The sequence below is a fragment of the Streptomyces sp. NPDC017520 genome (assembly GCF_044329855.1).
Taxonomy (GTDB): Bacteria; Actinomycetota; Actinomycetes; order Streptomycetales; family Streptomycetaceae; genus Streptomyces.
Window position 1 is genome coordinate 226,670 of sequence record NZ_JBIRKB010000009.1, and the last position, 14,221, is coordinate 240,890.

Sequence of the window (14,221 nt, forward strand, 5' to 3'; positions counted from 1 at the left end):
GGGAACTGCCGGTCCGGGCCGCACGCCCGCCCGGGCCCCGGCCCGCCTCGTCAGAGGGACGGCCGGCCCGCCACCCTGGAGGCCGCGAAGTCGGCGGCGGTCCATGCCATGCCCACCGCTCCGTCGAGCAGGGCCTGTTCGGCCGCCGGGGAGACCGCCGCCTCGGCGAACGCCGCCTCGTGCGGACCGCAGGCTCCCCCGCTGATGTCGAGCACCGGGTGGATGGACGGCACCACGTGCGAGACGTTGCCCATGTCGGTGCACGCGAACGGCGGGCGCTCGACCGGTTCGGCGCGGCCCAGCTCGCGGGCGTTGGCGGTCCAGAGCCGGATCAGCTCCGGATCGCCCCGGAAGTCGAGATAGTCGGGCTCGGGCCGCTCCAGGGTCACTTCGCAGCCGGTGGCGAGCGCCCCGGCACGGAAGCAGTCCTCGACCCGCTGCCGCAGTTCGCGCAGGTCCTCGGCGGCCAGTGCACGTATCTCGTACGTGGCGGTGGCCCGGTCGGGGATCGCGTTGGGCGCGGTCCCGGCGGCGGTGGTGATGCCGTGCACCCGCCACTGCGGGGGCAGTTGCTGGCGCAGGAGGCCGAGGGCAACCTGGGCGACGGTCAGCGCGTCGGCGGCGTTGCGGCCCTCGTGAGGATTGAGGCTGGGGTGCGCGGCGCGGCCGGTGTAGACGACGTCGAGGGTGCCGAGCGCGAAGGAGCGGAAGTCGGCCATCTCGAAGGGACAGGGGTGCACCATCATCGCGGCGTCGGCCCCGTCGAACGCGCCGGCCTCCAGCAGCAGCGCCTTGCCCGCGCCCCGCTCCTCGGCGGGAGTGCCGATGACCCGGACGGTCAGGCCGAGTTCGTCCGCGTACGGAGCGAGGCCGAGGGCCGCGCCCACTCCGGCCGCGGCGATGAGATTGTGCCCGCAGGCATGTCCCAGTCCCGGCAGGGCGTCGTACTCGCAGGCGATGGCCACGGTGACGGGGCCGGAGCCGATCGTGGCGCGGAACGCCGTGTCCAGACCATGGGCGGGCGCGGTGACCTCGAAGCCGTGTGAGGCGAGGAGTTCATGGCAGAGGGCGGCGGCCTTGTGTTCCTCGAACGCGGTCTCGGGTTCCGCGTGCAGACGCCGGCTCAGGTCGAGCAGGGCCGGGGCGCTGGAGCCGACCGTCTCCCGCACGGCGGCCCTGAGGGCACGCATCCGCTCGTCGGCCGGCTCGTCGGCCCGTGTCCCGGGAGGCGTCTCGGGGCGCGTCTCGGGGCGTGGGGCTACGGGGACGGTCATGGGCTCTCCTTGCGTTCCGGACCGCCCCGGGGCGGTCGCCTGCACAGTCGGAAATAGGTTAACTTAGCCTTACCTAAGTGTGCGCCGAGCCTGTTGGCCCGGTGTCCGTTGTCCTTCAGGGGAGTCGTCACACACATGCATGAGCGTCCGAACCGCCCGTCCAGCTCTTCGGCAGCGCACTCCGGCGGCGCGCCCTCCCCCGGACTCCCCCTCCTGACCGCCCAGTCGGGCATCTACTACGCGCACCAGCTGGCCCCTCTCGGCACCGAGCTGAACACGGCGGACTGTGTGGAGATCGACGGGCCGCTGGACGAGGACCTGTTCGTGGAGGCGCTGAGACGGACGGTCGGTGAGGCGGAGACCCTTGCCCTACGGGTGTCCGAGGCCGACGGCGTACCGGTGCAGCGGATCGCACCCGCCGCCCGACCCGTGGTGCGGCGACTGGAGTTGACGGAGGACCAGGCCGAGGCATGGATGCGGGAGGACCTGGCCCGGCCGGTGGATCTCGCCGCCGACGGCGCGCTGATGACCCAGGCCCTCATCCGGATCGGCGAGGGGCGGCACCGGTGGTACCAGCGCATGCACCACATAGCCGTCGACGCCTACGCACTGTCCCTCATCGGGCAGCGCGTCGCCGAGCTCTACCGGGCTCTGGTGGCCGGACAGCCGCTGCCCGAGCGCCGGTTCGCGCCGCTGAGCGAGCTGACCGAGCAGGAGGCCGCCTATCTGGCCGGGGAGGAGTACGCGGCGGACCGGGCCTTCTGGTCCGCGCGCACGGCGGGCTCCTCCGTCACCGCGCTCCCTCGCTCCCCCGCCCCCTCGGACACCCCGGGTGACGGCCCGCTCCATCGGACCGCGGACCTCCCCGCCGAGACCCTTCAGCGACTGTCCGGGGCGGCGCGCGCGGCGAAGGCGACGTGGGCCGAGCTGGTGGTGGCCGCGACCGCCGGTCATCTGCACCGGCTCACCGGCGCCCAGGACATCGTGCTGGGCCTGCCGTTGACCAACCGGCGGGGGCCCTCGGCCCTGCGGACCCCGGCCATGACCGTGAACGTGCTGCCGCTGCGGATCGGCGTGCGCCCGGGCGACACCGGAGCCGAACTGCTGCGCCGTGTGGTGCTGGAGATCCGCGAGGTCCGCCGCCACCAGCGCTATCCGCAGGCCGACCTGCGCCGCGACCTGGCCCTGGAGTCGGCCGACACCCCGCTGACCGGCCCGATGGTCAACGTCAGGCCGTTCGACGGCGAGCTGGACTTCGCGGGGGCCACGGGCACCGTACGCAATCTCGCCGCCGGGCCGGTGGAAGGCCTCGCGGTCGGCGCGGCCCCCGGCCCGGGCGGCGGCCTGCGGCTCACGCTGGACGCCGACCCCGCGGCGTACGGGCCGGAGGACCTCGCCGCCCACGAGGAGACCTGGCTGCACTATCTGGACGGCCTGACGGAACTGCTGCTGACCGACCCGGAACGCCCGATCGGCACCCTGGACCTGCTCACCGGTGATCAGGTGCGCGAGGCCGTGACGTACGGCCGCTCGGAGCCCGCCGCCCCGCTCACCCTTCCCCGGTCGTTCACCGCTCAAGCGGCCCGGACACCTGACGTCGTCGCCGTGCGCTCCACGGTGGCGGGCACCTTCCGGGGGGCCATATCCGCTACGGACACATCTGCGGGAACGGATGCGGGCACGGATGCGGCCGCCGAGCCCGGGGCCCGGCTCACCTTCGCCGAGCTGGACGCCGCCTCCGACCGACTGGCCCGCCTGCTGGCCGGCATCGGCGCCGGCGGCGCGGGCGAAGGGAGGCACGGCACGGTGGCGCTGGCGCTGCCCCGGACCGCCGACATGGTCGTCGCGCTGCTGGCCGTGCTCAAGGCGGGCCTGGTCTGCCAGCCATTGGACCTCGGCCATCCCGCCGCCCGGACCCTGGCCGTCCTGGAGGACGCGCGGCCGCTGTGCGTGATCGGCACCGCCGCGACGCTCGCCTCGCTGCCCGACCACGGGCTGCCGGCCGTCGCGCTCGACGCTCCCGCCACGGCCGACGCCCTGGCCGCCTGCCCCGACGGGCCGCTGCCCACCGGGCCGGCCCTGGCGGACCCCGCCTACCTCATCCACACCTCCGGATCCACGGGCCGTCCCAAGGGCGTCCTCGTCGGCCACGCCTCGCTCGCCAACCTCAGCGCCGGGCACGGCACGGACCACATCGCCCCGGCCGTCGCCCGGACCGGCCGGGAACGCCTCCGGGTCGCGCACAGCGCCTCGTTCGCCTTCGACGCGTCCTGGGACCCGCTGCTGTGGATGGCCCACGGGCACGAGCTGCACCTGCTGGACGACGCCGCCTACCGGGATCCCGCGGCGCTCACCGCGTACGTCGGAACGCATCTGGTCGACTATCTCGACGTCACCCCCTCCTACGCCGAAGCGCTCATCGCCGAAGGCCTACTGGACGCGGGCCGCCACCACCCGGCCCATCTGGTGGTCGGCGGGGAGACCGTCCCCCCGCCGTTGTGGGAGCGGCTGACCGCGGCCGGGTCCGTGCACCCGGTCAACCTCTACGGGCCGACCGAGACGACGGTCGACGCCTACTACTGGGTGCCCGGGACCTCGGCCGCCCGGCCCGACGGCCGCCCCGTGCGCGGCTCACGCGTCTACGTCCTGGACTCCTCCCTCCGTCCCGTGCCCGCCGGCGTGACGGGTGAGCTGTACGTCGCGGGGGCCTGTCTGGCCCTCGGCTATCTGGGCCGCCCCGACCTGACGGCCGAGCGGTTCGTCGCCGACCCGTTCGGCGCGCCGAACGGCGCTCCCGGGGACCGGATGTACCGCACCGGGGACCTGGTGCGCCGCCGCGAGGACCACACGCTGGAGTTCCTCGGGCGCAGCGACGACCAGGTGAAGATCCGCGGCTTCCGAATCGAACTCGGTGAGATCCAGGCCCGGCTGGCCGCTCACCCGCGGGTCGCGGCGGCAGCGGTCATCGCCCGCGACACCGGCCACGGCAAGCGGCTGCTGGCCTACGCGGTCCCGGTGAAGGAGAGGAACGCCCTCCCGGCGCGGCCCGAGGGCACGCCGACCGCCGACAGCGCGCCGCCCACCCCCGCCGAGCTCCGCGACCACCTGGCCGGGGCCCTGCCCGAGCACATGGTCCCCGCGACCGTGACGCTCCTGGACGCGCTGCCCCGTACCGCGAACGACAAGCTCGACCACCGCGCGCTGCCCGATCCCGAACCGCTCCCGCCCGTGGCGGGCGGCCCGGACGGCGCCGGCGGTGGGCCGCACGCCGAGATCGTGCGCGGGCTCTTCGCCGACGTGCTCGGTATCGCCGAACCCCCGGCCGCCCACGCGGGCTTCCTCGACCTCGGCGGGCATTCGCTGCTCGCCGCCCGGCTGGCCGCCCGCGTGCGGGAGCACTTCGGCGTGCCGATGGGCATCGCCGACGTCTTCCGCCACACCACGCCCGCCGCCCTGGCGGCACTGGTCCGCACGCGCGGCGGCGCGGCCACCGCGTCCGTCCCGCTCTCCCCCGTACCTCGCACCGGTCCCCTCCCCCTGTCCCCGGCCCAGCAGCGGCTGTGGTTCCTCCACCGCCTCGAAGGCCCCAGCCCCACCTACAACATCCCGCTCGTCCTGAACGTCAACGGTCCGGTCGACCGCGCCGCGCTCCAGCTCGCCCTGTACGATCTGGCGGAGCGTCACGAGACACTACGGACGGTATACCCGCCCACTGACAACGCCCCCGTCGGCACGGTTGACGGCGAGGGCGCTGGCTCCTCGGACGACATCCCCCACCAGCGGATCCTCGCCCCCGACGACCCGGCCGCCCGCCCGGTGCTGCACCTGGCGGAGCCGGGCAGCGATCTCACCGAGGCCGTGCGCCACCGCTTCGACCTCGCCACCGAACCGCCGCTGCGCACGGTCCTGTTCAGCGAGTCGCCCGACCACCACACCCTGCTTCTCCTGCTGCACCACATCGCGGGCGACGGTGCCTCCACGACTCCCCTGACCCAGGACCTGGCCGCCGCCTACACCGCCCGCGCCGAGGGCCGCGCACCGGAGTTCACCCCGCTGAGCGGCCAGTACGTGGACCACGCGGCCCGGCTCCAGCGGCTCCTGGGCACCCCCGCCGAGCCGACCCCGCTCGCCGAGGCCCAGCTCGCGCACTGGCGCGACGCGCTCGCCGGGCTGCCGGACCAGCTGGAGCTGCCCACCGACCGGCCCCGGCCGCCCGTGGCCACCTCGGCGGGCGACACCGTGCCCTTCGCCCTGGACGCCACCGCGCACGAGGCGCTGCGCCGGCTCGCACGGGCGCACGGGGCGACCGTGTTCATGACCGTGCAGGCCGGACTCGCGGCCCTGCTGACCCGGCACGGCTGCGGCACCGACATCCCCATCGGCACCCCCGTCGCGGGCCGCGACGACGATGCCACCGCCGGGCTCGTCGGCTTCTTCACCAACACCGTGGTCCTGCGCACCGACACCTCCGGCGACCCCTCCTTCGGCGATCTGCTGGACCGGGTACGGACGGCCACGCTCGCCTCGTACGAGCACGACGCGCTGCCCTTCGACCACCTCGTCGAGGCGTTGAACCCGCCGCGTTCGCTAGCCCGGCATCCGCTGTTCCAGACCATGCTGGCCTGGCAGTCGCTCGCGGACGGACCCGTCTCCCTCGGCCCGGACACCACCGCCCGGCTGACCGCCGTGCCGTCCGGCACCGCGAAGTTCGACCTGACCCTGAACGCGGGCGAACTGCCCGGCGGCGGGATCGGGGGCTTTCTGGAGTTCCGCACCGACCTCTTCGACCGGTCGACCGCCGAGGCCATCGCGGACCGGCTGGCCCGGCTGCTCACCGCGGCGGCCCAGCGGCCCGGGACCCCGGTCGGCCTGCTGCCGGTCCTCGACGGGGCCGAGATCCACCGTGCCGTGGTCGAGGCCAACGGCGTCGGCCACGACCGGCCGGTGCCGCTCACCCTCGCCGAGGTCTACGGGGTTGCGGCGCGCCGCCACCCGGACCGGACGGCGGTGAGCTGCGGGGACTCGTCGCTGACGTACGCCGGGTTGTCTTCCCGGGCCCAGTCCCTGGCCCGGCTGCTGGCAGGCCGGGGGGTCGGTCCCGGTTCGATCGTGGCGCTCGCGCTGCCGCGCTCCACGGACCTGGTGGCCGGGCTGCTGGCGGTGTCGCTGGCGGGGGCCGCCTATCTGCCGATGGACCCGGACTACCCGGCGGACCGGCTCGCGTACATGCTGGACGACGCCCGTCCGGCGGCGCTGATCACCGACGCCGCGACGGCCGGGCTGCTGCCCGCGCACGACCTGCCGCTGATCACGGTCGACGAGGCCGCCGGCTTCCCGGACGGCCCCCTCGGCCAGGCGGACCGCACCCGGCCGCTGAGCCCGGGTGACCCGGCGTACGTCATCTACACCTCGGGGTCCACCGGCCGCCCGAAGGGAGTCGTGGTCACCCAGCACAACGTGACGCGGCTGCTGACGGCGACCGAGCACTGGTTCTCGTTCGGGCCGGACGACGTGTGGACGCTGTTCCACTCCTACGCGTTCGACTTCTCGGTGTGGGAGCTGTGGGGTGCGCTGCTGTACGGCGGGCGCGTCGTCGTCGTCCCGTACGCGACCAGCCGGGACCCGCACGCGTTCCTGCGGCTGCTGGCGGACGAGGGGGTGACCGTGCTCAACCAGACGCCGTCAGCCTTCTACCAGCTGGCCGCCGCCGACCGGGAGGCTCCGGGACACGAACTGGCTCTGCGGTACGTGGTGTTCGGCGGCGAGGCGCTGGAGCTGGGGCGGCTCGCGGACTGGTACACCCGCCACCAGGAGAACGCGCCGACGCTCGTCAACATGTACGGCATCACCGAGACGACCGTCCATGTCTCCCATCTGGCGCTGGACCGGGCGACCGCCGCCTCCGCGGTCTCCAGCGCCATCGGCGTGAACATTCCCGACCTGCGCGTCTACGTGCTGGACGACCGGCTGCAACCGGTGCCGCCCGGGGTGACCGGCGAGATGTACGTCGCCGGTGAGGGGGTGGCGCTCGGCTATCTGGGCCGCCCGGACCTGACGGCCGGGCGCTTCGTCGCCGACCCGTTCGCGCAGCTCTTCGGGGAGAGCGGCAGGCGGATGTACCGCTCGGGCGACCTTGCCCGGCGGCGCGTGGACGGCACGCTGGAGTATTTCGGCCGGAGCGACCAACAGGTCAAGATCCGCGGCTTCCGGATCGAACTCGGCGAGATCGAAGCGGTGTTGGCCGCGCATCCGGAGGTCGCGGATGTGGCGGTCGTGGTCCGCGAGGACATGCCCGGCGACAAGCGGCTGGTCGGCTACGCCGTCCCCGCGCCCGGCTCCGACCCGGCGCCGGCGGCCCTGCGCGAGCACGCCGCCGCCACGCTGCCGGTGCACATGACGCCCTCGGCGGTGGTGGTCCTGGAGCGGCTGCCGCTGACCGGCAACGGCAAGCTGGACCGCAAGGCGCTGCCCGCGCCGGGTGTTCCGGTGAGCGCCGGGGGGCGCGCGCCGCGCACGGTCCGCGAGGAGCAGCTCTGCGCGGTCTTCGCGGAGGTGCTGGGGCTGCCGTCCGCCGGGGTGGAGGACAACTTCTTCGACCTGGGCGGCCATTCGCTGCTCGCGGTGCGTCTCGCCGGCCGGATCAGGTCGGCGTTCGGCATCGAGGTGTCGATCGGCACGGTGTTCCAGGCCCCGACGCCCGCCGCGCTGGACGCGGCGCTGGACGTCTCGCGCGAGGAGGACCCGCTCGATGTGCTGCTGCCGCTGCGGCCCGCCCGTCCCGGCGACCGCGCCCCGGTCCACTGTGTGCACCCGGCGGGCGGTCTCAGCTGGTGCTACGCGGGCCTGATCCGCCACCTGCCGGCCGATGTGCCGATCTACGGGCTCCAGGCCCAGGGTGTCGGCGGGGCGACGGCGGACGAGCCGCTGCCGACCACGCTGGAGGAACTGGCCGCGCACTACGCCTCCCGGATCCGCGAGGTCCAGCCGGAGGGGCCGTACCGGCTGCTCGGCTGGTCGACCGGCGGCATCATCGCGCACGCGATCGCGGCGGTCCTCCAAGACGCGTTCCAGGAGGTGGAGTTGCTGGCGATCCTGGACGCCTACCCCGCCGAGGGCTTCCGCGGCCTGCCGGTGCCCGACCGGGCCGAGGCCCTCGAATCGCTGCTCACCATGGGCGGTTACGGCCCCGAAAGCCTCGGCGACAAGGAGCTGAACACCGCGAACGTCGTGGAGGTGCTGCGCCGGGAGGGCTCCCCGCTGGCCACGCTCCCGGCCGCGAGGATCGAGGCGCTCGGCGAGGTGTACCTCAACACCAACGACCTCGTACGGGCTTACGACCACCGGGTGTTCCGGGGCGATGTGCTGTTCTTCCGGGCCACGGTGGACACCATCGACGACACCCTGACGCCGGACACCTGGGCCCCGTACGTGAGCGGGCGCGTCGACAACACGAACATCGCCTGCTCCCACAAGGACATGACCCTGCCCGAGCCGATCGCGCACATCGCGCGCGTAATCGCCGACCGACTGACCGAGCTGGAGAAGTGACACCGATGAGCGACGCATCCGCCAACCCCTTCGACGCGGACGGGGAGTTCCTCGTCCTGACCAACGCGGAGGGGCAGCACTCCCTGTGGCCGCTGTTCGCCGCGGTGCCGGAGGGCTGGACGACGGCGCACGGCCCGTGCGCACGCCAGGACGCGCTGGACTGGATCACCGCGCACTGGGCCGGTCCCGTCCCCGTCCCCGCCCGGTGAGCGGGCTGCTGATCCGGCCCCGGATACGCCCCCGGGTCGCGGTCGTCCTCGTCTACACGGCCGCGATGTGCATGAACGGCCTGGACTCGACGATCGTGAACCCGGCGCTCTACACGATCGCGGGTGACTTCGGGCGTCCGCTGTCGGCGGCGAACACCGTGGAGACGGCCTTCCTGGTCGCGCTCGCGGTGGGGCTGCCGGTGGCGGGGTGGCTGGGTGACCGGTTCGGGACGAAGCGGGTTTTCCTCGGCGCGCTGTCCGCGTTCACGATCGCCTCCGCGGTCTGCGGTCTGGCCCCGGACCTCACCACCCTCGTGGTCGCCCGTGCCGTACAGGGCCTGGCGGGCGGGTTGTTGACGCCGGTGGGGATGACGCTGCTGTTCCGGGCGTTCCCGCCGCACGAGCGGATGAGGCTGGCCAAGGTGCTGATCGTGCCGACGGCGCTGATGCCGGCGCTCGGTCCGCCGCTGGGCGGCCTGCTCACCGAACACCTCTCCTGGCACTGGCTGTTCTTCGTGAACGTGCCGATCGGGGCGGCCGCCGTACTGCTGGGCCTCTTCGGTCTGCGCGAGCAGGTCGAGGGCCCGGAGGGGAGGTTCGACACGGTCGGCTTCTGGCTGGCCACTCCGGCGCTGGGGTTGCTGACGTACGCGCTCGGCTTCGGCCCCTCGCAGGGCTGGACCCGGCCGGCCGTCGCCGCGAGCGCGGCCCTGGGGTCCGTCCTGTTGGTGGCCGCCGTCCTGCACCAGGTGCGTGCGGGGACGCCGTTGCTGAGACTGCGGCTGCTCGCCGACCGGGTGTACGGGCCGGCCTCCGCGCTGGCGGGGGTGACGGCGGCCGGGCTGATGGGCGTGCTGTTCGTCTTCCCGCTGCTCTACCAGGCGAGCCTGGGGGCGTCGGCGCTGGATGCCGGGCTGAGTGTGTTCCCGGAGGCGGTCGGGCTGATGCTCGCCTCGCAGGTGGTGGACCGGCTGCTGCCGCGGCTCGGCCCCCGGCTGCTGACCGTGCCGGCGCTGCTGGTGGCCGCCGCGGTCTTCGCGACGCTCGCCGTGCCCGGGGTCGCGGAGAACGCGTGGACCGTGCGCGGGCTGATGTTCCTGATCGGCCTGGTGCTCGGCACGGCGGTGCTGACCGTGCAGATCTCCGGGTTCGAGTCGATCGCGCCGTCCGACCTGGGTCAGGCGATGGGCCTGTTCCAGATCGTCCGCACGCTGGGCGGCGCGGTGGGCATCGCCGCCTGTGCGGCGGTGATCGGCGGCGGCCATGTGACGGAGGCCGCCGATCCGGGCCCGTACCGTACGGCGGTCTGGGTGACGGCGGCGCTCGTCGCGGCCGGGGCGCTGATCGCGCTGCGGCTGCCGCGCGAGGCCCCGCAGCCGCCGCCGTTCGACGAGGAGGAGGGGCGGCCCGGCCCCGGCGAGGGCCTGGCGGCGGCCGGGGCTCCGGCCGTCAAGGGCTGACGGCGCGGAGGAGGACCGGTCCGGGCGGCCGTCACTGATGCGGCACGGCGATGCCGGCCGCGCGCAGGTTCGCCTCGATCAGCCTGTTCAGCCGGGCGATGGACGGTGTCCGGTCCTCCCGGTGGTGGTTGACCATTCCGTACCGGGAGGCGGCGTCGGACTGGCCGCGGAACCCGCTCGGCATCGCCAGCAGCGCGCGGTCGGCCAGCAGCTTGTCGGTCAGTGCGGAAGCCAGCTCCTCGATCCGCGGGTCGTCCGGATCCCAGGCCCTGGCCTCCCAACCGCGCTTGGTCAGCTCGACGGACTCAGGATCGTCGAGCGAATGTTCGAGTCGAGTGAGGAAGGTGTCGAAGATTTCCGGGACCACCGCTCGGGCCAGCACCAGAGCCTCCCGCTGCCCGTCGACGTAGTCGGGATCGAAGCCGGCTCCGGCGAGTCGCTCCAGGACCGTGCAGGCCCGGTCCGGCAGCAGGGCCCGGTCGCCATGGTCGAGACGGTGCAGCCTGTCGCGGCGCGCGAGCAGGTCGTCGATCCGTTCGGTGAGCTGGTGATGGACATCGTCCAGGGTGGCGGCGAACGTCTGGGGATCGGCGTCGAGCAGGTCACCGATCTCGGCCAGCGGCACGCCTGCCGCGGCCAGGGTCCGGACCTGCACCAGGCGGAACAGCTCGCCCGATCGGTAACGGCGGTAGCCGGAACCGTCGCGATCCGGCTCGGCGACCAGACCGAGCCGGTGGTAGTGCCGCACGGTCTTGATCGTGACACCGGTGAACGCCGCCGCCTGACTGATCGTGAGCCCGTCTGCCATCGCTCGGCGCACCTCCGGATCGTGGACGGCCGCGGTCTCGCGAACCGCGTCGGCCGGGAAGCCCGGACGATCACAGGGGCGAGGATAGCGCGCCCGTTTCCGGCCCGTCCCCTCTGCGCCGGAAGGGACCGGGACGCCTGCGGCCGTTGCCGTTCACCTCTTCGGCGCGACGAAGGGTTGACCCTGCCCCTGGGACAGGGTTGCAGGCTCTTCACATGGCCGCTCGAAGGGCCAGGCAGCCACCGGGGCCGCCGAGGGAACCACCACTGTGAACAGGAGATTCATCATGGGCGCAAGCAACAGCGGCTTCTCCGAGGCGGGGCTGCGCCGACTGCGCGAGGTGCTGACACGGCACGTCGAGTCCAAGAAGATTCCCGGCCTGGTCGCCCTGGTCAGCCGCAACGGCCGGACGCACGTCGAAGCGATCGGGACGATGCGTCATGACGGCGGCCCGCCGATGCGCCGGGACACGATCTTCCGGATGGCGTCCACGTCCAAGCCGGTCACGATGGCGGCGGCGATGATCCTGCTCGACGAGTGCCGGCTGCGGCTGGACGACCCGGTGGATCAGTGGCTGCCCGAACTCGCCGACCGGCAGGTGCTGAAGCGGCCCGACGGACCGCTGGACGAGACCGTGCCGGCCCAACGGCCGATCACCGTACGCGACCTGCTGACCTCCACGTTCGGGCTGGGGGTGGACTTCGAGTCGATGGCTTCCCCGATCAGGGCCGCGACCTTCGAGCGTCTCGACTACAGCGTGGCGTCCGGGCCGGCGCCCGAGCCGGACGAGTGGATGCGCCGCCTGGGCGAGTTGCCGTTGCAGTACCAGCCCGGGGTGCGGTGGCAGTACGACCTCAGCAACGAGGTGGTCGGTGTGCTGGTCTCCAGGGTCACGGGACAGTCGTTGGAGAGTTTCCTGCGGGCACGCGTCCTCGATCCTCTGGGGATGAAGGACACCGCCTTCCACGTGCCCGCCGACAGGATCGACCGGCTCCCGCCCCTGTACGGACCCGACCCGCTGACCGGCGAGTTCGCCGTGTGGGACGAGGCGGACGGGGGGAGGTCGAGCAGGCCGCCCGCGTTCCAGGGCGCCGGCGGCGGGCTGGTCTCCACCGCCGACGACTACCACGCCTACTTCCAGATGCTGCTGAACCACGGGATGCACGGGAGCGAGCGGATCCTGTCGCGGGCCGCCGTCGAGCTGATGACCACCAACCGTCTCTCGCCCGGACAACTGGCCGCCCGCGAGGTCATGTTCGGCAACATCGCCCACCTGTCGTCCGGCCAGGGGACGGGCGGCGGCTGGGGCTTCGGGATGGCGGTGCGCACCTGTCGCGGGGACTACGCGCCCATCGGCCAGTTCGGCTGGTTCGGCGGCACCGGCACCACCGCCTACGCGGACAGGACCAACCAGCTCACCGGAGTCCTGCTCACCCAGGTCGGACTGTCCACCCCGGATTCGCCGCGTGCCATGAACGACTTCTGGACCACGCTCTACCAGGCCGTCGACTGACAACGAGTTCCACCGCTGCTTCGCGGCCGAGGGCAAGGAGACCCGGCCTCGGGCCGCGTCCTGGGCCCCTCAGCGGCCGCCGAGCAGCTCCGCCAGGCCGTCCGCGAGGCCGCCGCGCCAGCAGGCGTAGTCGTGGCCACCGTTGAACTCCCGGTAGCGGACGTCGTATCCGCGGGCGCGCAGCACATTGCGGAGTCTGCGGTTCTCCGCGAGGAGCATCCATTCCTGGAGGCCGACCTCCAGGTGGAGCGTCACCGGCCTGCGTTCCGCCCGGGCGTACTGCCCGGTGAGCCATTCGCTGCCGCGTTGGTCGTCGGGCCACCAGAAGGAGCCGGACTGGGAGAGGGCGAGGCCGAAGCGGTCGGGTCGTCGGAAGGCGGCGAAAGCGGCGGTGAGGCCGCCCGCGCTCTGTCCGGCGACGACGGTCCGTGCGGCGTCGGCCCCGGCCCCGTACTCCCGTCCGGCCCAGGGCAGCAGGGTGTCGGCCAGCCAGTCGACGAACGGCGCGCTGCAGGCCAGGTCCTCCATGCGCCGGCCCATGGTGTCGACCAGGACCGCCACGGTGGGGGGCAGGTCCCCGTCGGCGTGCAGGTTGTCGAGGATGTCGCCGACGCCGAGGACCGGGCCCCACATCTCGCCGTCGAGGAGGACGGCGAGGGCGTAAGGGCCGCCGTCCGGGCGGTGGCCGGGCGGCAGGTGGACGGTGATCCGGCGGTCGTCCACCTCGGCGTCGCGGGTCTGCCCCCGGTCCACGCCGTCGCGCCGCCGGGTACATGACTGGGCCGGGGCTTCGGGGAGTTCGAGTACGGAGGCGGGGTTGCGGCCGTCCCGGGAGGGCAGCGGGGCGCGGTCGTTGAGCGGGTCGGGTTCGGCGTGGTCGAGGACCTGGAGCCAGGCGGCCCGGTCCGCGCGCAGCGCGTCCTCGCGGGTTCCCTCGGTGGCGTGGAACTGGTACGAGGCACGGTGGTCGGCCCGCAGCCGGTGGCTGATCGCCCAGACGCCGGTGCCTTGGACGCGTTCCATCAGATGCGGGGCGAGGTCGCCCGCGTGCCGGTCCTTGTCGGTGACGGTGTGGACGAGGGCCAGGACATGGGTGGCGGGGCGCTCGGGGTCCTCACGGCGGACGAAGGTGACGAGCCGGTGGGCGGGGTCGCCCTGGGGGTCGGGCTCGACGAGCGGGGTGCCGGTGGTGCTCACGTGGCTCCAGAACGCCTCCTCGGCGTCGGGGCTGCCCGTGGTCACGTCGTCGAGGAGTCTGCGCAGGAGGGGGCTTCGCACGGTGTGCGCCTCGGTTCCGGTCGGTCCCGCGGGTGCGGGAGGGGCGGGTGCGGCAAGGGCGGGCGGGTTAGGCGCGGGTGCGGCAAGGGCGGGCGGGTTGCGGTGCTGTGGGCTGGTCATGTGCGGGCCGC

At 73.7% G+C, this 14,221-nt stretch carries 7 protein-coding genes; 4 read left to right on the forward strand and 3 right to left on the reverse strand.

The features are described from left to right. Positions 1-50: 50 nt before the first annotated feature. Positions 51-1,274, reverse strand: a complete 1,224-nt coding sequence (locus ACH4KB_RS22995; RefSeq protein WP_398067751.1) for an amidohydrolase — start codon at positions 1,272-1,274, stop codon at positions 51-53. Positions 1,275-1,409: 135 nt separating this feature from the next. Between ACH4KB_RS22995 and ACH4KB_RS23000 the strand changes: the two genes are divergently transcribed. The 3 genes from ACH4KB_RS23000 to ACH4KB_RS23010 are packed head-to-tail and all read left to right on the forward strand — an operon-like array spanning position 1,410 to position 10,491. Continuing rightward, positions 1,410-8,822 carry an amino acid adenylation domain-containing protein gene (locus ACH4KB_RS23000; RefSeq protein WP_398067752.1) on the forward strand — a complete coding sequence of 2,471 codons (7,413 nt, stop codon included), beginning with the start codon at positions 1,410-1,412 and terminating at the stop codon, positions 8,820-8,822. A gap of 5 nt (positions 8,823-8,827) precedes the next feature. Further along, entirely contained in the window at positions 8,828-9,031 is a 204-nt protein-coding gene (locus tag ACH4KB_RS23005; RefSeq protein ID WP_398067753.1) for an MbtH family protein, read from the forward strand. Further along, positions 9,028-10,491, forward strand: coding sequence for a DHA2 family efflux MFS transporter permease subunit (locus ACH4KB_RS23010; protein WP_398067754.1), 1,464 nt, complete (start codon positions 9,028-9,030; stop codon positions 10,489-10,491). The genes ACH4KB_RS23005 and ACH4KB_RS23010 overlap by 4 nt, the downstream gene beginning before the upstream one ends. A gap of 31 nt (positions 10,492-10,522) precedes the next feature. Here ACH4KB_RS23010 and ACH4KB_RS23015 read toward each other — a convergent pair whose 3' ends face one another. Further along, positions 10,523-11,299, reverse strand: a complete 777-nt coding sequence (locus tag ACH4KB_RS23015; protein ID WP_398067755.1) for a MerR family transcriptional regulator — start codon at positions 11,297-11,299, stop codon at positions 10,523-10,525. 286 nt (positions 11,300-11,585) lie between these two features. Here ACH4KB_RS23015 and ACH4KB_RS23020 point away from each other — a divergent pair, with 286 nt between their 5' ends. After that, a complete protein-coding gene (locus ACH4KB_RS23020; RefSeq protein WP_398067756.1) occupies positions 11,586-12,812 on the forward strand; it encodes a serine hydrolase domain-containing protein in 1,227 nt (408 codons plus the stop codon). A 69-nt stretch (positions 12,813-12,881) separates the two neighbouring features. Here the strand turns inward: ACH4KB_RS23020 and fes are convergent, their stop codons facing one another. Beyond that, positions 12,882-14,210: an enterochelin esterase gene (gene fes / locus ACH4KB_RS23025; protein WP_398067757.1), complete on the reverse strand. Its 1,329-nt coding sequence runs from the start codon at positions 14,208-14,210 to the stop codon at positions 12,882-12,884. Between the last annotated feature and the right edge of the window lie 11 nt (positions 14,211-14,221).